This is a genomic window from Nonomuraea sp. NPDC049378, assembly GCF_055586745.1.
Genome location: NZ_JBVJHP010000001.1, coordinates 449,831 through 466,506 on the forward strand (window position 1 = coordinate 449,831; position 16,676 = coordinate 466,506).

The window sequence follows — 16,676 nt, forward strand, 5'->3', positions numbered from 1 at the left end:
GGAAAAGACTTCCCGAGCAGATCCAGCGCCTGGTGATCAGCCGTCACCTGGCCAGGTGGCCTCTGAGATGATCACGGAACCGCGCGTTGAGCCCTGTTCGGGCGCAGGGCCTACGCTGGCTCGGATGATGAGGAATCGGACCTACCGCGTCGTCGACGGGGAGCGGATCGAGGGATACTTGCGGCCGATCTTCATTCGGAACGGCGGCGACTACTACCTGACCGATCTGAAGGTCTTCGCGGACGGTGCGATCTTCTTCTGGGAGTGGGGCGACCTCGACGGGCTCCGCGCGAAGCTCGAGGCCGGCTGGGTGGCGACGGCTCTCGAGGAGGGCGCCTGGGCGAGCGCGCATGATCTGGCACGCTGGCGGTTCGGCGAGGTCGTCTCCTGGACCACGGCCGAGGAACTGCTCGGGGAGGTCGTCGACGCGATCGACCGCCTGAACGGGCGTCCGGATTCCACGGACCGGTGCGTCGCGGCGGCGCTGCGCTATGTCGGCTCGCGCTCGGAGACCGACCGGATCGTGCTGCGCGATGCCTACCTGGCGATCCCGGCGCATCACCGGATCTACGCGCTCGGCGACATGGACGCCCGCGACATTCCGCTGCGCCTGCTCATCTCGGAGGCGGGCGAGACCTGGGACGAGTACGTGTTCTTCGAGTTCGAGGACGGCAGTGAGGCGTTGGACGAGGGCGGCGTCGTCACCGAGGACGGCCGGCGCGGGGCGTTCCGGTACTTCGCGGACTGGCGGGCGCCGCATCCGGCCGCGGAGGCGCTGCGGGAGGCCGACGGACCCGCCGAGGCCGGATCGCCGACCGTGCACCTCAACTACGGCCGTCCCGTGGATCCGCGTGCGCACGGGCTGCGCAACGAGTTCCCGGCCGTGATCGAGGTCGCCGATGTTCTCTATCCGACGGTCGAGCACGCCTACTGGGCTCTGTCCACCGACGACGAATCCCTGCGCGAGCGCATCCGTACGGCGCCGGACTCCCAGGCGGCGCGTGCCATCGCGGTCGGGGCCGAGCGGCGGCCGCGTTGGGCGGACGTGCGTCTCGCGGTCATGGCCGATCTGCTGCGCGCGAAGTTCGTCCAGCATCCGGACCTGGGCGAGGTGCTCCTGGCCACGGGTGACGGGCGTCTCCATTACGGCTCCGCCAGTTCGCAGTTCTGGGACATCCGCGACTCTGCCGGGCGCAACTGGATGGGCCGGCTTCTCGAACTGGTTCGTGCCGAGCTCGTGGCCGGGCGGATCGGCTTGCGGCTCTGACCTCTCCCCTCAGCAGTGCGGAAGGCTCCGGTAGCGCGAATCAAACCCGTGGCGACGTCGGTGATCATTCCGTGAGAATGACCGGCATGGATGAGGTCGAGGTCGTCGTCGCCCATCGCCAGTGCGCGACCCTGCGTGTCGGCGGCGTGTTCTTGAAGATCGACTCCGATCAGCGGCGTAGCGACGTCGAGGTCGAGGCGATGGCCAGGGCGCCGATCCCGACTCCGGAGGTCCTGTGGCGCAGGCCGCCCGTGCTCGCGCTCGCCGCGCTCCGGGGGACGGCGCTCGGCCGTCTCGGCGAGCCGTCGACCGCGTCGCGTGCGGCGTGGCGTGCGGCGGGCGCCGCCGCACGGACGTTGCACGACGCGCCGCTGCCGCCGTGGCCCGGCCGGAGCCTCGACGAGATCGCCTCGCGCCTCGACGGCGAATGCGAGTTGCTCGTCACGAACGGTGTCCTTCCCGCCGACCTGGTCACGCGCAACCGTGAGATCGCCGAGGCCGCGCTCCGGCCGCGGACCCCGGTGTTCGCGCACGGTGACCTGCAGATCACCCACGTGTTCGTCGACGGTGACGAGATCACCGGCGTGATCGACTGGACCGAGGCGGCCCCCGGGGACGCCCTGTACGACCTCGCCGTCCTGACCCTCGGGCACGAGGAGCGCCTGGGCGACGTCATCGCCGGCTACGGCGCCCCCGTCGACGTCGACGTGATCCGCGCGTGGTGGTCGTTGCGAAGCCTGCTGGCGATCCGCTGGCTGTTCGAGCACGGCTTCGACCCGGCCGCACCCGGCTGCGAGGTCGACGTGCTGAAAGCCCGGATGTGAGGCCGCACGCCCGGCGGCGGGTGGCCGATCAGGGGAGGTGGATCGGTGCGCCCGGGCCCACCGGCAGGCCGGCGAAGTAGAAGATGGCCAGCACGCCGGCCCACACCAGGCCGAACGCGGGCACGAACGGCAGGAGCCGGGACACCAGCGTGCCGAGTTTGAGGTCGGGCTCGTACTTCTGCGACGCGGCGAGAATGAAGTACAGGAAGATGTGCATCGGGGAGATCGCCTGGGTGATCGAGTCGCCGATGCGGTGGGTGGCCTGGATGATCGCCGGTGACAGCCCGAGCAGCATCAACGCCGGCACCATCACCGTCGACTCCAGCGACCACAGGCCGGAGCCCGAGGTGATCACCAGGTTCAGCACGGTGGACAGCAGCATGAGGAAGACCAGCGCGGGGAATCCGACGAGCCCGACGGCCTGCGCGGTGTTCGCCAGCTCCACCGCGAGGAAGGTGGCCAGCCCGCTCCAGGAGAGCACGCTCAGCGTCTGGGCCACGATGAAGATGAGCGTGATGAACCCGCCCATCTCCTTGATCGCCGTGGTCATCATCGTGTACAGGTTGCGGTCTTCCTTGGCCAGCCCGACCGCCCGGCCGTACGTGTAGCCGAACAGGAAGAACACCAGCGCGATGATCGGCACCAGGTTGCTCAGCAGCGGCGAGGGGATCAGCGAGCCGCCGGGGCCGCGCAGCGGGCTGCCCGGGATGAGCCAGGCCAGCACGACCAGCGCCAGGAAGCCGGCCACCGCGAGCCCGCTGGCCAGCAGTGCCCGCCGTTCCCGCGGCGTCACCTCGACGCTCGCGCCGTCCTGGCCCGCGTCGGTGGTGGTCGCCGGCAGCCGCGGTTCGAGCACCCGGGAGATCAGCAGCCCGCCGACGATCGGCAGGATCAGCCCGGCCGCGGCGCCGAAGTAGTAGTTCATGGCGATGTTGGTGGTGTAGCCGCCGGCTCCCGGCAGCAGGGCGGCGGCCTTCTCGGTGATGCCCGCCAGGCTCGCGTCCAGCGTGCCCATCAGGAGGCCGCCGGCGTACCCGGTGCCGAGGCAGGCGTAGGCGCCGATGAGGCCGGCGAGCGGATGCCGTCCGACGGCGCGGAACACCAGTGCCGCGAGCGGCGGGATGACCAGGAACGACGCGTCCGACATCACGTGTCCCTGGCAGGCGACGAAGGCCACCACGTAGGGCACCATCGAGCGGGGCACCCGGTAGAAGGCCAGGCGCACGGCGGCTTCCAGCGCGCCGGTGCCCTGCGCCACGCCCACTCCGAGCACCACGGTCAGCACGGGGCCGAGCGCCGGGAACTCGACGAAGTTGTCCACCGCCGAGTCGAGCAGCTGCACCAGGCCCTCGCCGGACAGCACGCTCTTGACCGGCGTCACCTCGGCCGCGCCGGGCAGCCGCACCGTGGCGCCGAGGGCGGCCGCGATCGACGAGGCGAGCGCGATCAGGACGAACAGCCCGAGGAACATGACGAACGGGTTGGGCAGCCTGTTGCCGAGCCGTTCGACTCCGCCCAGTATCCGGTCAAGGGTCGTGGGTTGCCCGGTCTTCAGCATGAGGGGATCCTTCGTCGGCCAGGGGGTGGCTCTCTTCGCAGTGCGATTTGCGAAAGTATGGCCAGCACAGTCATGGAGACCGGTTGATGGCCGGAAACCGTCATGGGGTGCGGCTTATCTGCAGGTATCGGTCAGGTCCCGGTGAACGCGCCCCCGCGGGGAGCGTGCTCGCCCAGCGCCCACAGGTCCAGCGGAGTCGTCGACGACCAGCGGCCGACCGGGTCGAGGACGCGCCCGTACAACTTGACCTGGCGGAGCACCATCTGCCGGTCCACGATCGTGGCGTGCGGGAAGTCGTGGCGCAGCCGGGTGACCAGCCCGTGCAGGTCGGCCACGCTGTGCAGGCCCACGGTGAGCATGAGGTTGTTGGGCCCGGCGATCGCCGCGCAGGTGCGCGTCTCCGGCCAGCGCAGGAGCTGCTCGCCGGTGCGTTCGAGGTGGTCGTCCGGCATCGAGAGCCACAACACCGCCGAGTTGTGCCAGCCCGCCAGCCGCCTGGCCAGGTCGCAGCGGAAGGTGATGTCGCCGACCGCGACCAGCCGGTTGACCCGGCGTTGCACCGTGCGGGCGGACAGCCCGAGTTCGGCTTCCAGCTCGGCGAAACTGCGCCGCCCGTCCACGCTGAGCGCGACGAACAGGCGGCGGTCGATCTCGTCCATCGGCCGCGTCACCGCGGGCGTGGTCTTCGCCGGTCGCAGCCGGCCGGCCTGGTGCTGGTTCAGCACGCGCAGCCGCCATCGCCTGCTCAGGTCGAACGCACGGGTCGCGATGTGGGTGCGCACCCTCGTCACCCCGGGCTGCTGGGGCAGCCGGCGCAGGAGGTATTCGGACAGGCTGACCAGGTCGGGGGCGATCGCGATCGTCCACAGGTCGTAGGAACCGGCGATGTGCTGAACGGTGATCATGTGGGGTTGCCGCGCCAGCTCCGCGGCGACCTCGCTGGCGGCGCCCGCCTCGCAGGTCAGCTCCAGGAAGGCCACGCTCATGGTGTGCAGCTGGCGCTGGCCGAGGGCGACCGTGCACCACGCGAGCCGATCGTCCACCAGCCGTTTCCAGCGCCGGGCCGCGGTGGCCGGGTCCATGCCCAGCACGGCGCCGACCTCGGCCCAGGGCGCTCGGGGATTGACCTGGAGCGAGTCGATCAACTCCAGATCGTTCTCCCGCAACATGGCGGATTGCATGATGATAATGCTCCCTGAATGTCGGATTCATGCAGTGTAGGTCTAGGTCAAGCCAGATCGCGAAGATTGTTGGGTGAATGACCTACTGTTGCGCGGCGCCCGCGTGGTGGATCCAGAGACAGGGCTGGACGCGGTCCGCCACGTCGCCATAACGGGCGACAAGATCACGTCAGTGTCCGAGGTGCCGGTGCCCGCCCGGCGCGAACTCGACGTGTCCGGCCGCGTGCTCGCGCCCGGCTTCATCGACCTGCACAGCCATGCGCAGACCGTGGGCTCGTTGCGGATGCAGGCCCTGGACGGGGTGACCACGGCCCTGGAGCTGGAGTCGGGCGCGGCACCGGTACGGACGGCGTACCGGCGGGCGAGCGACGAGGGCCGCCCCGTCAACTTCGGCTACTCCGCCTCCTGGGCCATGGCGAGGATGAAGGTGTTCGACGGCGCCGAGCCGGACGGCGGGTGGGAGAGCTTCGCCGCCCTGTGCGCGGGCCCGCACTGGCGCGACCGGGCCACCGCCGCCCAGCTCGACCTGACGCTGGCCGAGCTGGAAGCGCAGTTGCACGAAGGCGCGCTGGGCATCGGGGTGCTGCTGGGCTACGCCCCTCAGACCGGGCGGATGGAGTACGTTCGCGTCGCGCGCCTGGCCGAGCGCTACGACGTGCCGACGTTCACCCATGCCAGGTTCAAGAACCCGGACGACCCGGGAACCGCGCTGGAGGGGATCGCCGAGGTGGTCGCCGCGGCGGCGGGCACGGGTGCGCACATGCATCTGTGCCACATCAACAGCACCTCGTTGCGCGCGATCGACGAGATCGGCGCCGTGGTCGCCGGGGCGCGCCGGCACGGGCTGAAGGTGTCCACCGAGGCATACCCCTACGGCGCGGGAATGACCACCATCGGCGTGCCGTTCCTGTATCCGGAGAATCTGCCCAGGCTCGGCATCACGCCGAGCGATCTCGTCGTCGCCGCCACCGGCGAGCGGCCGAAGGACGCCGAGCGCCTGCGCGAGATCCAGCGCACCGACCCGGGCGCGATGGCCGTCATCCACTACCTGAACGAGGACGACCCGGCGGACTGGTCGGTGCTGGAGCGCGCGCTGCTGCTGCCCGACACCGCGGTCGCCTCCGACGCGATCCCGTTCGCGGCCCCCGACGGCCGGCTGATCACCGACACGTGGCCGTTGCCGCCCGGAGCGGCCGGTCACCCGCGCACGAGCGGGACGTTCTCCCGGTTCCTCGCGACGATGGTGCGGGGCACCGACCACCTGTCGCTGATCGAGGCGGTACGGCGCTGCACCCTGCAGCCCGCCGAGGTGCTGTCCTCGGTGGCGCCGCAGTTCCGGCGCAAGGGCCGGGTGCAGGCGGGCGCGGATGCCGACCTCGTGGTGTTCGACCTCGACGGGGTGTCCGACCGGTCGACCTACGCCGAGCCCGGGCGCCCCTCGACCGGTGTCGACCATCTGCTCGTCGGCGGCGAGTTCGTCGTGCGCGACGGCGAGCTGCTGCCGGACGCGATGCCCGGCAAGGCTGTGAAGGGAAGGCTGGCATGACAGGGCCGGTGACGCTGGCGGACATCCGCGCCGCCGCCGAACGGATCTCCGACACGGCGGTGCGCACCCCGCTGGTGCCGTTCGCCCCGGCGGTTCCAGGACGGCCGCTGTGGATCAAGCCGGAGTCGTTGCAGCCGACGGCGGCCTTCAAGCTGCGCGGCGCCTACAACAAGATCAAGCAGTCGCTGTCCGAGGCCCGCGAGCGGGGCGTGGTGGCGCACTCCAGCGGCAACCACGCGCGCTCCGTGGCCTGGCTGGCGCAGCGGCTCGAGCTGCGCGCGGTGATCGTGATGCCGGACACCGCGCCCCCGAACAAGGTCGACGCGGTACGGGCGCTGGGCGCCGAGGTCGTGCTGGTGCCGCCGAGCGAGCGCGACACCCATGGGTTCGTGCTCGCCGAGAAGTACGGTTACCTGCCGGTGCCGCCGTTCGACGATCCGGCGGTCGTGGCCGGCCAGGGCACGGTGGGCCTGGAGATCATGGAGGACCTTCCCGGCGCTGACGTGGTGCTGGTGCCGGTCAGCGGGGGCGGGCTGGCCGCCGGGGTGGCGACCGCCGTCAAGGCGCTGCGGCCGGAAACCCTGGTGGTCGGCGTGGAACCGGACCTGGCCTCGGATGCGGCGCAGAGCCTGCGCGAGGGCCGGCGCGTCGCGTGGGAACCCGAGCGGACGTACCGGACCGTGGCCGACGGCCTGCGTACCACCGGCCTCGGCGTGGTGCCGTGGGAGCAGATCCGCCGCCATCTGGACGAGATCGTGACCGTCAGCGAGGAGCAGATCCTGGACGCCGTACGGCGCCTGGCGGTGGACGCCAGGCTCGTCGCCGAACCCAGCGGCGCGGTGACCTTCGCCGCCTACCTCGCCGGGCACACGACCGGCAGGCACGTGGCCATCCTCAGCGGCGGTTCGGTGAATCCCGAGCTGCTCGCGCGCGTACTGACCAGGCCCGACCGCCAGGAGGCTCCTCATGACCGCTGATCCGAACCACCCGTACAGCCCGGCCACGGTCGCCTGCGGGCTGGTCTTCGTCTCCGGCTCGCTGCCGCTGCGGGAGGACGGCACCGTGGTGGCCGGCGGCCGGGCGGCGCTGGACGCGGCCGTGGACACCATGCGGCGGCGGATGGCCACGGTGGGGGCACGGGTGGAGGACGTGGTGAAGCTGACCTATTTCGTCACCGACATGGCCCTGCGCGACGTGGCCAACCAGCAGTTCCTCGACCTCTGGCCCGAGCCGAGGCCCGCCCGCACCGTCGTCGGGGTGTCCGAACTGCCCTACGGCAGCCAGGTGGAGATCGACGCGGTGGCGAAGGCGCCCTGACCGGCGCTCACGCCATGGCCGGTTCAGGCGGTGGCGAAGCGGGTGAGCACCGCCTCGGGACGGACGAGGGGCAGCGCCCGCCGGAACACCCGGTAGTAGGCCAGTTCCTCCTTGGTCCGCAGCTCGATGCCGGACTCCTGGACCGCCGCGGCCAGCTCGCCGTCGCCCACGCGCGCCTCGAAGTGCGGCGTCAGCAGGTCCTGGGCGCCGCTGCCGGTGCCGAACTGCACCTTGCGCCGCCACAGCAGCCGTTCGGGCAGCCAACCGGTGAACGCGCGGCGCAGGTGTCCCTTCTCCATGCCGCCGGGCTCCAGCGACTTGAACTCGGGCGGCAGGGACATGGCGTGCGCGATGACGTCCGCGTCGAGGAAGGGGACACGGGCCTCCAGGCCGTGCGCCATCGTGACGCGGTCGCAGCGCTGGAGGTTGAGCCCGTGCAACTGGCCGAGGGTGCGCTCCAGCTCGGCCTCCAGCCGGCCGGGCGCCGCGTGGCCGCGGTGGTAGTAGTCGTAGCCGGCGAACAGCTCGTCGGCCCCTTCCCCGGTCAGCACCGCCTTGACGTGCCGGGAGGCCAGCTCGGACAGGAACCAGTTGGGTACGGCGCTGCGGATCAGGCTGGCGTCGAACGACTCCACCGAGGTCACCACCCGGTCCACGACGGAGACGGCCCGGTCGGCGTCGAGAAGGGTCTCGTGGTGCTCGGTGCCGAGGAACTCCGCCACCTCGCGGGCCGCCAGCAGGTCGGGCGAGCCAGGGGTCCCGACGGCGAACGTCTTCAGCCGTTCGCCCTTCGAGCCGTACTCGGCGGCGGCGACGGCCGCGACGATGCTGGAGTCGAGGCCGCCCGAGAGGAACACGCCGACGTCCACGTCCGCCATCAGGTGCCGGACGATCGAGCCGGCCAGCACCTCGCGGGTGGCCGACTCGGCGTCGGCGGCGGGGACGCCGTCCCACCGGCGCGTGCGGCCCCGTGGCACGGCCCCGGCGAAGCGCGCCAGGCCGGCCTCCGGCGTCCAGTGACACCCGGGCGGGAACGCCTCGGCGGCGGCCTGCGCCTCGGGCGGGATGGCCCGCAGCTCGGAGGCGAAGTGCACGCGGCCGGCGGTACGCGCCCAGTACAGCGGCTTGATGCCGAGCGGGTCCCGGGCGGCGACGAACCGGCCGTCGGGCGCGGCGGCGCACAAGGCCCACATCCCCTGGAGGCGCTCCAGCGCGTCCGGCCCGTGCATCCGCAGCAGCACGAGCGCCGGCTCGCTGTCGGAGGCGGTGGCGAACCACTCCTGCCCGAGGCTCTTGCGGAGGTCGGTGTGGTTGTAGATCTCCCCGTTGCAGACCAGCGACCAGCCGTCCGGCGCGGCCATCGGCTGCCTTCCCCCCGCCAGGTCGACGATGGACAGCCGGGTGTGCCCTAGCCACGCCCGCTCGCCGACGAGCCGGTCGTCGATGTCGTCCGGGCCGCGGTGCGTGATGCGGGAGAGCATCCACTCGCCCGCGGCGCGGGTATGGAGGGGGTCGGTTCCGGTCTGTTCGCTGTAGAGAGCCGCGATGCCACACATAACATTCGAACGTAGTCCCGGCCGGCCGTCATCGACAAACCCTCGCGCGAGGAGCTCCCCCGGCCCGGCTTCCGTAAGCTGAGGGTGTGTCCCCCGCACTGATCCTGCTCGACGGCGTCCGCTGGCGGGGTGCCCGCGTGGTCGGTGATCGCGCGCACACCCTGCTGGCCGTGCTCGCCCTGCACGGGCGGGCAGGGGCCAGTGACGAGCGCCTGGTCGAGGAGTTGTGGCCCGACGAGGCGCCGGCCAACCCGACGAAGGCGCTGCAGGTGGTCGTCTCGCGGACCAGGGCGGCGACCCGCGCCGACGTCGTGGTGCGGGTCCGGCGCGGTTACCGGCTCGGGCTGGCCGCCGACCAGGTGGACGCGCTGCTGCTCGGCACGCTGGTGGAGCAGGCACGGGCCGCGCTGGCCCAGGACGACATGGCGCTCGCGGTCCGCCGCGCGGAGGAGGCCATGAGTCTGGCGGCCGGCGGCGTGGACGGCGCCACGGGCGCGGTGGCCGAGCTGAAGGACGCCGCGGCGGCGCGGGCGGTCGAGGCGCGGCGGGTGGCGGCGATCGCGCGGGGCAGGAGCGGCGCTCACGAGAGCGCGCTGCCGCTGCTGGAGGAGGCCGCGGCCGACCGTCCGCACGACGAGGAGCTGCTCGCCTGCCTCCTGCGCAGCGAGGCCTCCGTACGCGGCGCCGCCGCCGCTCTGGAGCGCTACGAGCGCTATCGCGCGCGCCTGGCCGCCCGGCTCGGCACCGGGCCGGGGCCCGGGCTCACCCGCGTGCACGCCGAGCTTCTCGCCGCGGACCGGCCGGTGCGCACGGGCATCCAGTTCGACGGTTCCTCGCTGCTCGGCCGTGGCGGCGACATCAGCGCGGTGCGCGCGCTGGTGCAGGCCAATCGGGTGGTCTCCATCGTCGGCCCCGGCGGGCTGGGCAAGACGCGGCTCGCCCACGTCGTGGGCAGGAACGCCGCGCAGCCCGTCGCTCACTTCGTCGAGCTCGTCGGCGTCTCCTCGCCGGAGGGCGTGGTGGGCGAGGTGGGCTCGGCGCTCGGGGTCCGCGACTCGGTCAGCGGCCGGCGTGCCCTGACCGCCGAGCAGCGCTCAGACGTACGCGCCCGGATCGCCCAGCATCTCGACCAGGCTCCCGCGCTGCTCATCCTGGACAACTGCGAGCACGTGATCGAGGCCGTCGCCGACCTGGTGGCCTTCCTGGCCGTGACGACCCGCGACCTGCGGGTGCTCGTCACCTCGCGGGCCCCCTTGTCGATCCCCGCCGAACACGTCTACCTCCTCGGCGAGCTGCCCCCGGGCGACGCGGTCGCGCTGTTCCGCCAGCGCGCCACGGCCGCCCGCCCGGACGTGCTGATCGAGGCGGGCGCGGTCGAGAAGGTCGTCGCCCGCCTCGACGGACTGCCGCTCGCGATCGAGCTGGCCGCGGCCAAGGTGCGGGTGATGTCGGTGGAGGAGATCGAGCGCCGCCTGGCGGACCGGTTCGCCCTGCTGCGTGGCGGGAACCGTACGGCCCCCGACCGGCATCGGACGCTGCTCGCGGTCATCGACTGGTCGTGGAACCTGCTGGGTGAGCAGGAACGGCGGGCGTTGCGGTGGTTGTCGCTCTTCGGCGACGGCTTCACGCTGGCCGCGGCGGAGCACGTCCTCGGCCAGGACGCCCTGGGCGCCGTGGACGCGCTGACCCAGCAGTCGATGCTGAGCGTCCGCGAGACGGCGTACGGCCTGCGCTACCGGATGCTGGAGACCGTCAGGGAGTTCGGGCGGATGCGGCTCAAGGAGGCCGGCGAGGAGGCGTCCGCACGGGCGGCGCAACTGGCCTGGGCGACGGCATACTCCGAGGAACACGTCTCCGCCCTGTTCGGCCCGGCGCAGTTCGCGGCGGCGGACGCGTTGCGGGCCGAGGAGAGCAACCTCGCCGATCTGCTCAGGAGGGCCCTCGGCGAGCCCGATCCCGCCACGGCGGTCCGGTTGCTGGTCGGCGCCGGCGCGCTGTGGTCGATCCGCGGCGATCACGTCAGGATCCTCGTGCACCTGGACGCGATCACCGACGTGGTCGGCGGCTGGGCGCCGCCGCCGGACCTCGTCGAGGCGACCAGGGTCGCCGTTCTGATCACGCTGATGAACACCATGATCATCACCGACCGCCGCGGCGACCCGCTGCGCGACCTCCTGCGCAGGCTGCCCGCCAGCGACGCGACCGATCCCCGCGTGGCGGCGATGGCAGCGGTGGTGCTGGCGAGCGCCGACGGCGACGACGTACGCCCCCGGCTGGAGGAGTTGCGCGGGAGCGCCGACCGTGACGTGGCCCTGGCGGCGGCGCAGGCGAGCGTGCACGTCCTGGAGAACGCGGGGGACCTGACCGGGGCGACCGAGGCCGCGGAACAGACCCTGGCGATGCTTCACGACGACGAAGGCCCGTGGATCGCCGCGACCATGCATGCCGTGCTGGCTCACCTGGCCACGCACCTCGGCGACCACCGGCGGGCTGTCGGGCACGCGCGCACCGCCATCCCGGCGCTGAGCCGGCTGGGCGCCGTCGACGACGAGACCCAGCTCCGCGCGGTGCTGCTGACCTCGGCGCTGGCCGACGGCGAGGTCGGCGCCGCGGAGGCCGAGCTCGCCAGGATCGTCCGGATCAACGACAACGAGGCGGTGCTGGGCGGGGTCGCGCTCGTGTCGCTGTGCGCGGCCGAGCTCGCCCTCGCCCGGGGCGAGACGGCCGCCGCGCTCGCGGAATACCGCCGGGCCGTCCAGCGGGCGCGCGACCTGCGGCCGCCCGGGGTGCCGCGCACGGACACCACTCCCTGGACGATCGTCGCGGAATCGGTCGCCCTGACGGCGTACGCGTACCACGCCGGGCCGGACGACGTCCGCTACGGCGAGGAGCTGTTCGCCGCCGTGCGGGGCCACGACCTGCTGGCCGGGTCCTCCCCCGTGCTCGACTTCCCGCTGTGCGGCTCGATGCTCTTCGCGCTCGGCGCGTGGGGGCTGCTGCGGGAGGTGACGTCCCCCCGCGACGCGATCAGGCTGCTGGTGCTGGCCGAGCGTTTCTCGTTCAACAGCGGCATGCCGACCATGGCCTTCGAGCGGATCGAGCCGCACGCGGAGCGGGCCGCGCCGGGCGTGATCGCCGCCGTGCGGGCCGGATACGGCGGCCGGCGCGGCCCCGACCTGCTCGACGAGGCCCGCAGGCAGGTCGAGCAGGTGTCCGGCCGCGACGGCGGCGGTCACATGTGCCGTTTGTAGCTCCGCACCGACAACGGCGCGAAGATCGCGATGACGATCAGGCAGGCCAGGAGCGTCCAGGCCACCTCTCCGCTGACCAGGGCGCTGTTGGCGAGGTCGCGGGCGGCCGTGACCAGGTGGGAGACCGGGTTGACCCGGACGAACGCGGCCAGCCAGCCGGGCAGGGTCTCGACGGGGACGAACGCGTTCGACAGGAACGTCAGCGGGAACAAGATCATCATGGAGATGCCCTGCACGGCCTGGGCGCTCCTCGCGATCGTGCCGATCCACGTGAACACCCACGCCAGCGACCAGCCCGTGAAGATCGCCAGCAGGATCGCGGCGAGCACGCCGCCCGCGCCGCCGCCCGGACGGTAGCCCATCACCAGGCCCATGCCGAAGGTCAGCGTGGCCGCGATCGTGTAGCGCAGGAGGTCGGCCACCATCGGCCCGGCGAGCGGCGCGATCCGGGCGATCGGCAGCGACTTGAACCGGTCGAAGACGCCCTTCTCCATGTCCTCGCGCAGTTGCGTGCCGGTGGCCATGCACGTCGTCAGCACGGTCTGGGCGAGGATGCCGGGGATCATGAGGGGGAGGTAGCTTCCCACGTCGCCGGAGATGGCGCCGCCGAAGATGTAGGCGAACATCGCGGTGAACAGGATGGGCTGCAGCGCCACGTCGAAGAACTGCTCCGGGTTGCGCACCATCTTCTTGAGCGCCCGCCACGCCATCGTCATGGTCTGGCCGATCGTCTCCCCCATGGTGACACGCCGCCGGGCGGCCGCCACGCGGTCGGCGGCGCGGACCGTCTCGTGGGCGGGAGCCAGCGTGGTGGTCATCGGGTCTCCTCCGTTCCGTGGCCGGTGAGGGCGAGGAACACCTCGTCCAGGCTGGGCTTGGCCACGCTCACCGAGGAGATCGACACCCCTGCGGTACGCAGCGCGATCAGCACGTCGCCGGCCAGGTCGGCCTGGCCGAGTGCGACGTTGAGGCGGCCCCGCTCCGGGCTGAGCACCGGATCGGAGCCGAGGACGCGCCGCACCACCTCCACGGCGGCGGGCACCTCGTCCGGCTCGGCGAGCAGCAGCTGGAGTGCGGAGTCGCCCACCGCGCTCTTCAACTCGTCGGGAGTGCCCTCGGCGACCTTGCGGCCGTGGTCGATGACGGCGACGCGATCGGCCAGCTGGTCGGCCTCGTCCAGATACTGCGTGGTCAGCAGCACCGTGCACCCTTGGGCGACCAGGCCGCGGATGGTGTCCCACATCTGGCCGCGCGTACGCGGATCCAGCCCTGTGGTCGGCTCGTCGAGGAAGATCAGCGGTGGCCTGGTGATCAGGCTGGCCGCCAGGTCGAGGCGCCGGCGCATGCCGCCGGAGAACTGCGCGATGGCCTTGTCGGCGGCCTCCTCCAAGCCGAAGCGTTCCAGCAGTTCGGCGGCGACGCGCCGGGCGCGTGGCGCCGCGACGCCCTGCAGGCGGCTGAACAGCCAGAGATTCTCGCGGGCCGTCAGGTTCTCGTCGACCGACGCGTACTGTCCGGTGACGCCGATCAGCTGGCGGATCACGTGCGGGTCGCCGCCCGCGTCGACGCCGAAGATCTCGGCGCGGCCCGCGTCGATCGTCAGCAGGGTGGCCAGCATCCGGAGCATGGTGGTCTTGCCGGCGCCGTTCGGGCCGAGGACGCCGAAGATCTCACCGGCGCGTACGTGCAGGTCGATTCCGTCGACGGCACGGTGCTCGCCAAACGCCTTGACCAGCCCTTCGGTGCGTACGGCCGGTTCCGTGCCCCCGCCGGGGGCCGGGCCGCCGCCGGTGCGGCCGAGTTCTGTGATGCTCATGGCCTCACTCTGGGCGGCGGCGGTTTCACGGCGCCCTCGACCGGGTTTCACCGGTTGCGGGAGGACCCTCCGGGAGTGCGGTCAGGCGGTCTCACCGGGGCGGGACGGTGTGTGGGGCGGGAGGCCGAGGCTGGCGCGGATGGCCTGCTGGACCGTGGTCTTGCCGGCGCGGGCGTCGACCGTCATGACGTACTCCTTGCGCCGGAACAGCTCCAGCACCGGATCGATCTTGGTGTGGTAGTCGCGCAGCCGTCTGGCCAGGGCGTCGGGGGTGTCGTCGGTCCGGGTGACGAGTTCCCCGCCGCACACGTCGCACCGCCCCTCGGTCGAGGGCCGGTGCGCGATCAGGTTGTAGTCCATCCCGCAGCGCGAGCACAGCCGCCGGGCGAGGACGCGCCGGCGTACCTCCTCGTCCGGCAGGTCGAGATGGATCACACCGTCGATGTCGTAACTCTCCAGGAAGAACTCCGCCTGGCGGCGGTTGCGCGGGAATCCGTCGATGATGAACCCGTAATTCCAGTCGTGCAGATGGAGCCGGTCGCTGACGACGTCCTCCACCAGGTCGTCCCCCACCAGTTCCCCCGCCGCGACGAGGCGGCGCACCTGGGCGCCGAGCTTGGTGTGGTTCTTGACGTGCCAGCGGAAGATGTCGCCCACGCTGATGTGCACCAGGTCGAGGTCGCCGGCGAGCAGGGCGCTCTGGGTGCCCTTGCCGCTCCCCTGCACGCCCATGATCACATATTTCCGCATGTCGCACTTCCCGGGGGTCATTTCTTATCTCTTGCGCATCGTCACCATCCCAACTGTATTCATGCGGACCGGGCCGGGAATTCCCGTCATGAACGAGGGATGGCGATACGTAGATTTCCCGATGCTTTACGGACCGGTTGCGCCTATTGTCAGCAAGATCGAGCGCCTTCGGAGAAGGTGGGTCCATGCGTACGCTGCCCGTGTTCCTGTCGTTGTTGTCAGGCCTGCTCATGACCGCGACGTCCGCCGCTCCGGCAGGCGCGGCGGCGAGGCCGGGGAAGGTCGTCCCCGACGTCGTCTTCCAGCGGGCCGACTTCGCCACCGGCACGCCCGAGGGCACCGCGGCGGGCGACGGGCTGACGTTCGGCTCGGCCGCGGGCACCGTCTCCTACACCGACGCGCTCGGCACCAGGACCTGGGAGTACACGCGCTGGACGGGCCCCGAGCGGGTCGTCGGGTTCCCCGCCACCGAACTGATCGCCTCCTGGACGGCGGTCGTCCCGGCGGGCTCGTGGATGCAGGTCGAGACCCGCGCCAGGAACGCCGAGGGCCTCACGAAGTGGTATTCGCTGGGCAGGTGGGCGTACGCGGACGGCGACATCCGCCGCACGTCGGTGCCCGGGCAGGGCGACGACGACGCGTCGGTGGCCGTGGACACCCTGGTCGCGGCCGCGGGCAAGCCCGTGACCGCCTACCAGCTGCGGCTGACCCTCTACCGCGCGCCCGGCTCCTCGGCGACGCCGCGGGTGCGCACGTCCGGCGTCATGGCCTCCAACGTGCCCGACCGCGCGACGGTGCCGGTCAGCCCCGGCGGCGGCGCGTGGGGCACCGAGCTGGACGTGCCGCGCCGCTCCCAGAACGTGCACCAGGGCCACTACCCGGAGTGGGACGGCGGCGGCGAGGCATGGTGCAGCCCGACCTCGACCACCATGGTCCTCGGCTACTGGGACAGGTGGCCCAGCGCCCAGGACACCTCCTGGGTCGACCCCTCCGATCCCGACCCCGAGGTCGACTACGCCGCCCGCCACACCTACGACCACGCGTACGAGGGCGCGGGCAACTGGCCGTTCAACACCGCCTACGCGGGGCGGTACGGGATGGACGGGTTCGTCACCCGGCTGCGCTCGCTGACCGAGCTGGAACTCCTGATCAAGGCGGGCATCCCGGTCGTCACCTCGCAGTCGTTCAAGGCGAGCGAGCTGCCCGGTGCCGGCTACGGCACCAACGGTCACCTCATGGCGATCGTCGGCTTCACCTCCGGCGGCGACGTGATCGCCAACGACCCGGCCTCCTCCTCCAACTCCGCCGTACGCCGCGTCTATCCGCGCGCGAACTTCGAGAACGTGTGGCTCCGCGGTTCGAGCAGCGGCGGCGTGGCGTACGTCATCCACCCGCCCGGCCACACCCTGCCCGCCACGACCCCCGGGCTGCCCGCCAACTGGTGACGACCGACTCGACGACGGGCGGAGACCTGCGTACCCTGTCACCCGGGGAAGGCGGGCCAGCCCGTTCGATTCCCTGCGTACAACGCCGATCGGGGGGTCGTCCGGTGAGCTGATGTCGCTGCGCACGGCGCCCTCGACGCCCGTGCCCGACCCATCTCCCCAATG

General features: G+C 72.0%; 13 protein-coding genes. 7 read left to right on the forward strand and 6 right to left on the reverse strand.

Features of this window, described 5'->3' with window-relative positions; genetic code table 11:
• Positions 1-124: 124 nt before the first annotated feature.
• On the forward strand, positions 125-1,267 hold the full coding sequence (locus tag ACZ6SA_RS02005; protein WP_465826106.1) for an NADAR family protein: 1,143 nt from the start codon (positions 125-127) through the stop codon (positions 1,265-1,267).
• A gap of 86 nt (positions 1,268-1,353) precedes the next feature.
• Complete coding sequence (locus ACZ6SA_RS02010) at positions 1,354-2,091, forward strand: phosphotransferase family protein (protein WP_465826108.1); 738 nt, start codon at positions 1,354-1,356, stop codon at positions 2,089-2,091.
• Positions 2,092-2,119: 28 nt separating this feature from the next.
• On the opposite strand, the gene ACZ6SA_RS02015 is transcribed toward ACZ6SA_RS02010, so the two are convergent.
• Both ACZ6SA_RS02015 and ACZ6SA_RS02020 read right to left on the reverse strand, forming a co-directional pair.
• The gene (locus tag ACZ6SA_RS02015; RefSeq protein ID WP_347641890.1) at positions 2,120-3,649 is read right to left on the reverse strand and encodes an AbgT family transporter; all 1,530 of its coding nucleotides are present in this window, start codon (positions 3,647-3,649) and stop codon (positions 2,120-2,122) included.
• 131 nt (positions 3,650-3,780) lie between these two features.
• The gene (locus ACZ6SA_RS02020) at positions 3,781-4,830 is read right to left on the reverse strand and encodes an Lrp/AsnC family transcriptional regulator (RefSeq protein ID WP_465826110.1); all 1,050 of its coding nucleotides are present in this window, start codon (positions 4,828-4,830) and stop codon (positions 3,781-3,783) included.
• A gap of 73 nt (positions 4,831-4,903) precedes the next feature.
• Here ACZ6SA_RS02020 and ACZ6SA_RS02025 point away from each other — a divergent pair, with 73 nt between their 5' ends.
• From ACZ6SA_RS02025 to ACZ6SA_RS02035, 3 genes are read left to right on the forward strand one after another with little or no spacing between them, the layout of a single operon-like run.
• The gene (locus tag ACZ6SA_RS02025; RefSeq protein ID WP_465826111.1) at positions 4,904-6,376 is read left to right on the forward strand and encodes an amidohydrolase family protein; all 1,473 of its coding nucleotides are present in this window, start codon (positions 4,904-4,906) and stop codon (positions 6,374-6,376) included.
• Positions 6,373-7,353, forward strand: coding sequence for a threonine ammonia-lyase (locus ACZ6SA_RS02030; protein WP_347641887.1), 981 nt, complete (start codon positions 6,373-6,375; stop codon positions 7,351-7,353). Before ACZ6SA_RS02025 ends, ACZ6SA_RS02030 begins: the two co-directional genes overlap by 4 nt.
• Positions 7,343-7,693 carry a RidA family protein gene (locus ACZ6SA_RS02035; protein WP_443150435.1) on the forward strand — a complete coding sequence of 117 codons (351 nt, stop codon included), beginning with the start codon at positions 7,343-7,345 and terminating at the stop codon, positions 7,691-7,693. Before ACZ6SA_RS02030 ends, ACZ6SA_RS02035 begins: the two co-directional genes overlap by 11 nt.
• Positions 7,694-7,716: 23 nt before the next feature.
• Here the strand turns inward: ACZ6SA_RS02035 and asnB are convergent, their stop codons facing one another.
• Entirely contained in the window at positions 7,717-9,249 is a 1,533-nt protein-coding gene (gene asnB, locus ACZ6SA_RS02040; protein WP_465826113.1) for an asparagine synthase (glutamine-hydrolyzing), read from the reverse strand.
• Between the two features lie 86 nt (positions 9,250-9,335).
• Between asnB and ACZ6SA_RS02045 the strand changes: the two genes are divergently transcribed.
• Positions 9,336-12,500 (forward strand): ATP-binding protein, encoded by a 3,165-nt coding sequence (locus ACZ6SA_RS02045; protein ID WP_465826115.1) that lies wholly within the window; start codon positions 9,336-9,338, stop codon positions 12,498-12,500.
• On the opposite strand, the gene ACZ6SA_RS02050 is transcribed toward ACZ6SA_RS02045, so the two are convergent.
• The 3 genes from ACZ6SA_RS02050 to ACZ6SA_RS02060 form a co-directional block, all read right to left on the reverse strand.
• A complete protein-coding gene (locus ACZ6SA_RS02050; RefSeq protein WP_347769720.1) occupies positions 12,482-13,318 on the reverse strand; it encodes an ABC transporter permease in 837 nt (278 codons plus the stop codon). The genes ACZ6SA_RS02045 and ACZ6SA_RS02050 overlap by 19 nt on opposite strands.
• Positions 13,315-14,316: an ATP-binding cassette domain-containing protein gene (locus ACZ6SA_RS02055; RefSeq protein WP_465826116.1), complete on the reverse strand. Its 1,002-nt coding sequence runs from the start codon at positions 14,314-14,316 to the stop codon at positions 13,315-13,317. Before ACZ6SA_RS02055 ends, ACZ6SA_RS02050 begins: the two co-directional genes overlap by 4 nt.
• Before the next feature lie 81 nt (positions 14,317-14,397).
• A complete protein-coding gene (locus ACZ6SA_RS02060; protein ID WP_465826118.1) occupies positions 14,398-15,087 on the reverse strand; it encodes an adenylate kinase family protein in 690 nt (229 codons plus the stop codon).
• Between the two features lie 164 nt (positions 15,088-15,251).
• Here ACZ6SA_RS02060 and ACZ6SA_RS02065 point away from each other — a divergent pair, with 164 nt between their 5' ends.
• Positions 15,252-16,511: a C39 family peptidase gene (locus ACZ6SA_RS02065; protein ID WP_465826119.1), complete on the forward strand. Its 1,260-nt coding sequence runs from the start codon at positions 15,252-15,254 to the stop codon at positions 16,509-16,511.
• Positions 16,512-16,676: the final 165 nt, after the last annotated feature.

Excerpts from the sequence above, each read along its gene's own strand:
- ACZ6SA_RS02020 (WP_465826110.1), bottom strand. The coding sequence starts at position 4,830 with ATGCAATCCGCCATGTTGCGGGAGAACGATCTGGAGTTGATCGACTCG.
- ACZ6SA_RS02005 (WP_465826106.1), top strand. The coding sequence starts at position 125 with ATGATGAGGAATCGGACCTACCGCGTCGTCGACGGGGAGCGGATCGAG.
- ACZ6SA_RS02065 (WP_465826119.1), top strand. The coding sequence starts at position 15,252 with ATGCGTACGCTGCCCGTGTTCCTGTCGTTGTTGTCAGGCCTGCTCATG.
- ACZ6SA_RS02060 (WP_465826118.1), bottom strand. The coding sequence starts at position 15,087 with ATGACCCCCGGGAAGTGCGACATGCGGAAATATGTGATCATGGGCGTG.
- ACZ6SA_RS02055 (WP_465826116.1), bottom strand. The coding sequence starts at position 14,316 with ATGAGCATCACAGAACTCGGCCGCACCGGCGGCGGCCCGGCCCCCGGC.
- ACZ6SA_RS02015 (WP_347641890.1), bottom strand. The coding sequence starts at position 3,649 with ATGCTGAAGACCGGGCAACCCACGACCCTTGACCGGATACTGGGCGGA.
- asnB (WP_465826113.1), bottom strand. The coding sequence starts at position 9,249 with ATGTGTGGCATCGCGGCTCTCTACAGCGAACAGACCGGAACCGACCCC.
- ACZ6SA_RS02010 (WP_465826108.1), top strand. The coding sequence starts at position 1,354 with ATGGATGAGGTCGAGGTCGTCGTCGCCCATCGCCAGTGCGCGACCCTG.
- ACZ6SA_RS02050 (WP_347769720.1), bottom strand. The coding sequence starts at position 13,318 with ATGACCACCACGCTGGCTCCCGCCCACGAGACGGTCCGCGCCGCCGAC.
- ACZ6SA_RS02035 (WP_443150435.1), top strand. The coding sequence starts at position 7,343 with ATGACCGCTGATCCGAACCACCCGTACAGCCCGGCCACGGTCGCCTGC.
- ACZ6SA_RS02030 (WP_347641887.1), top strand. The coding sequence starts at position 6,373 with ATGACAGGGCCGGTGACGCTGGCGGACATCCGCGCCGCCGCCGAACGG.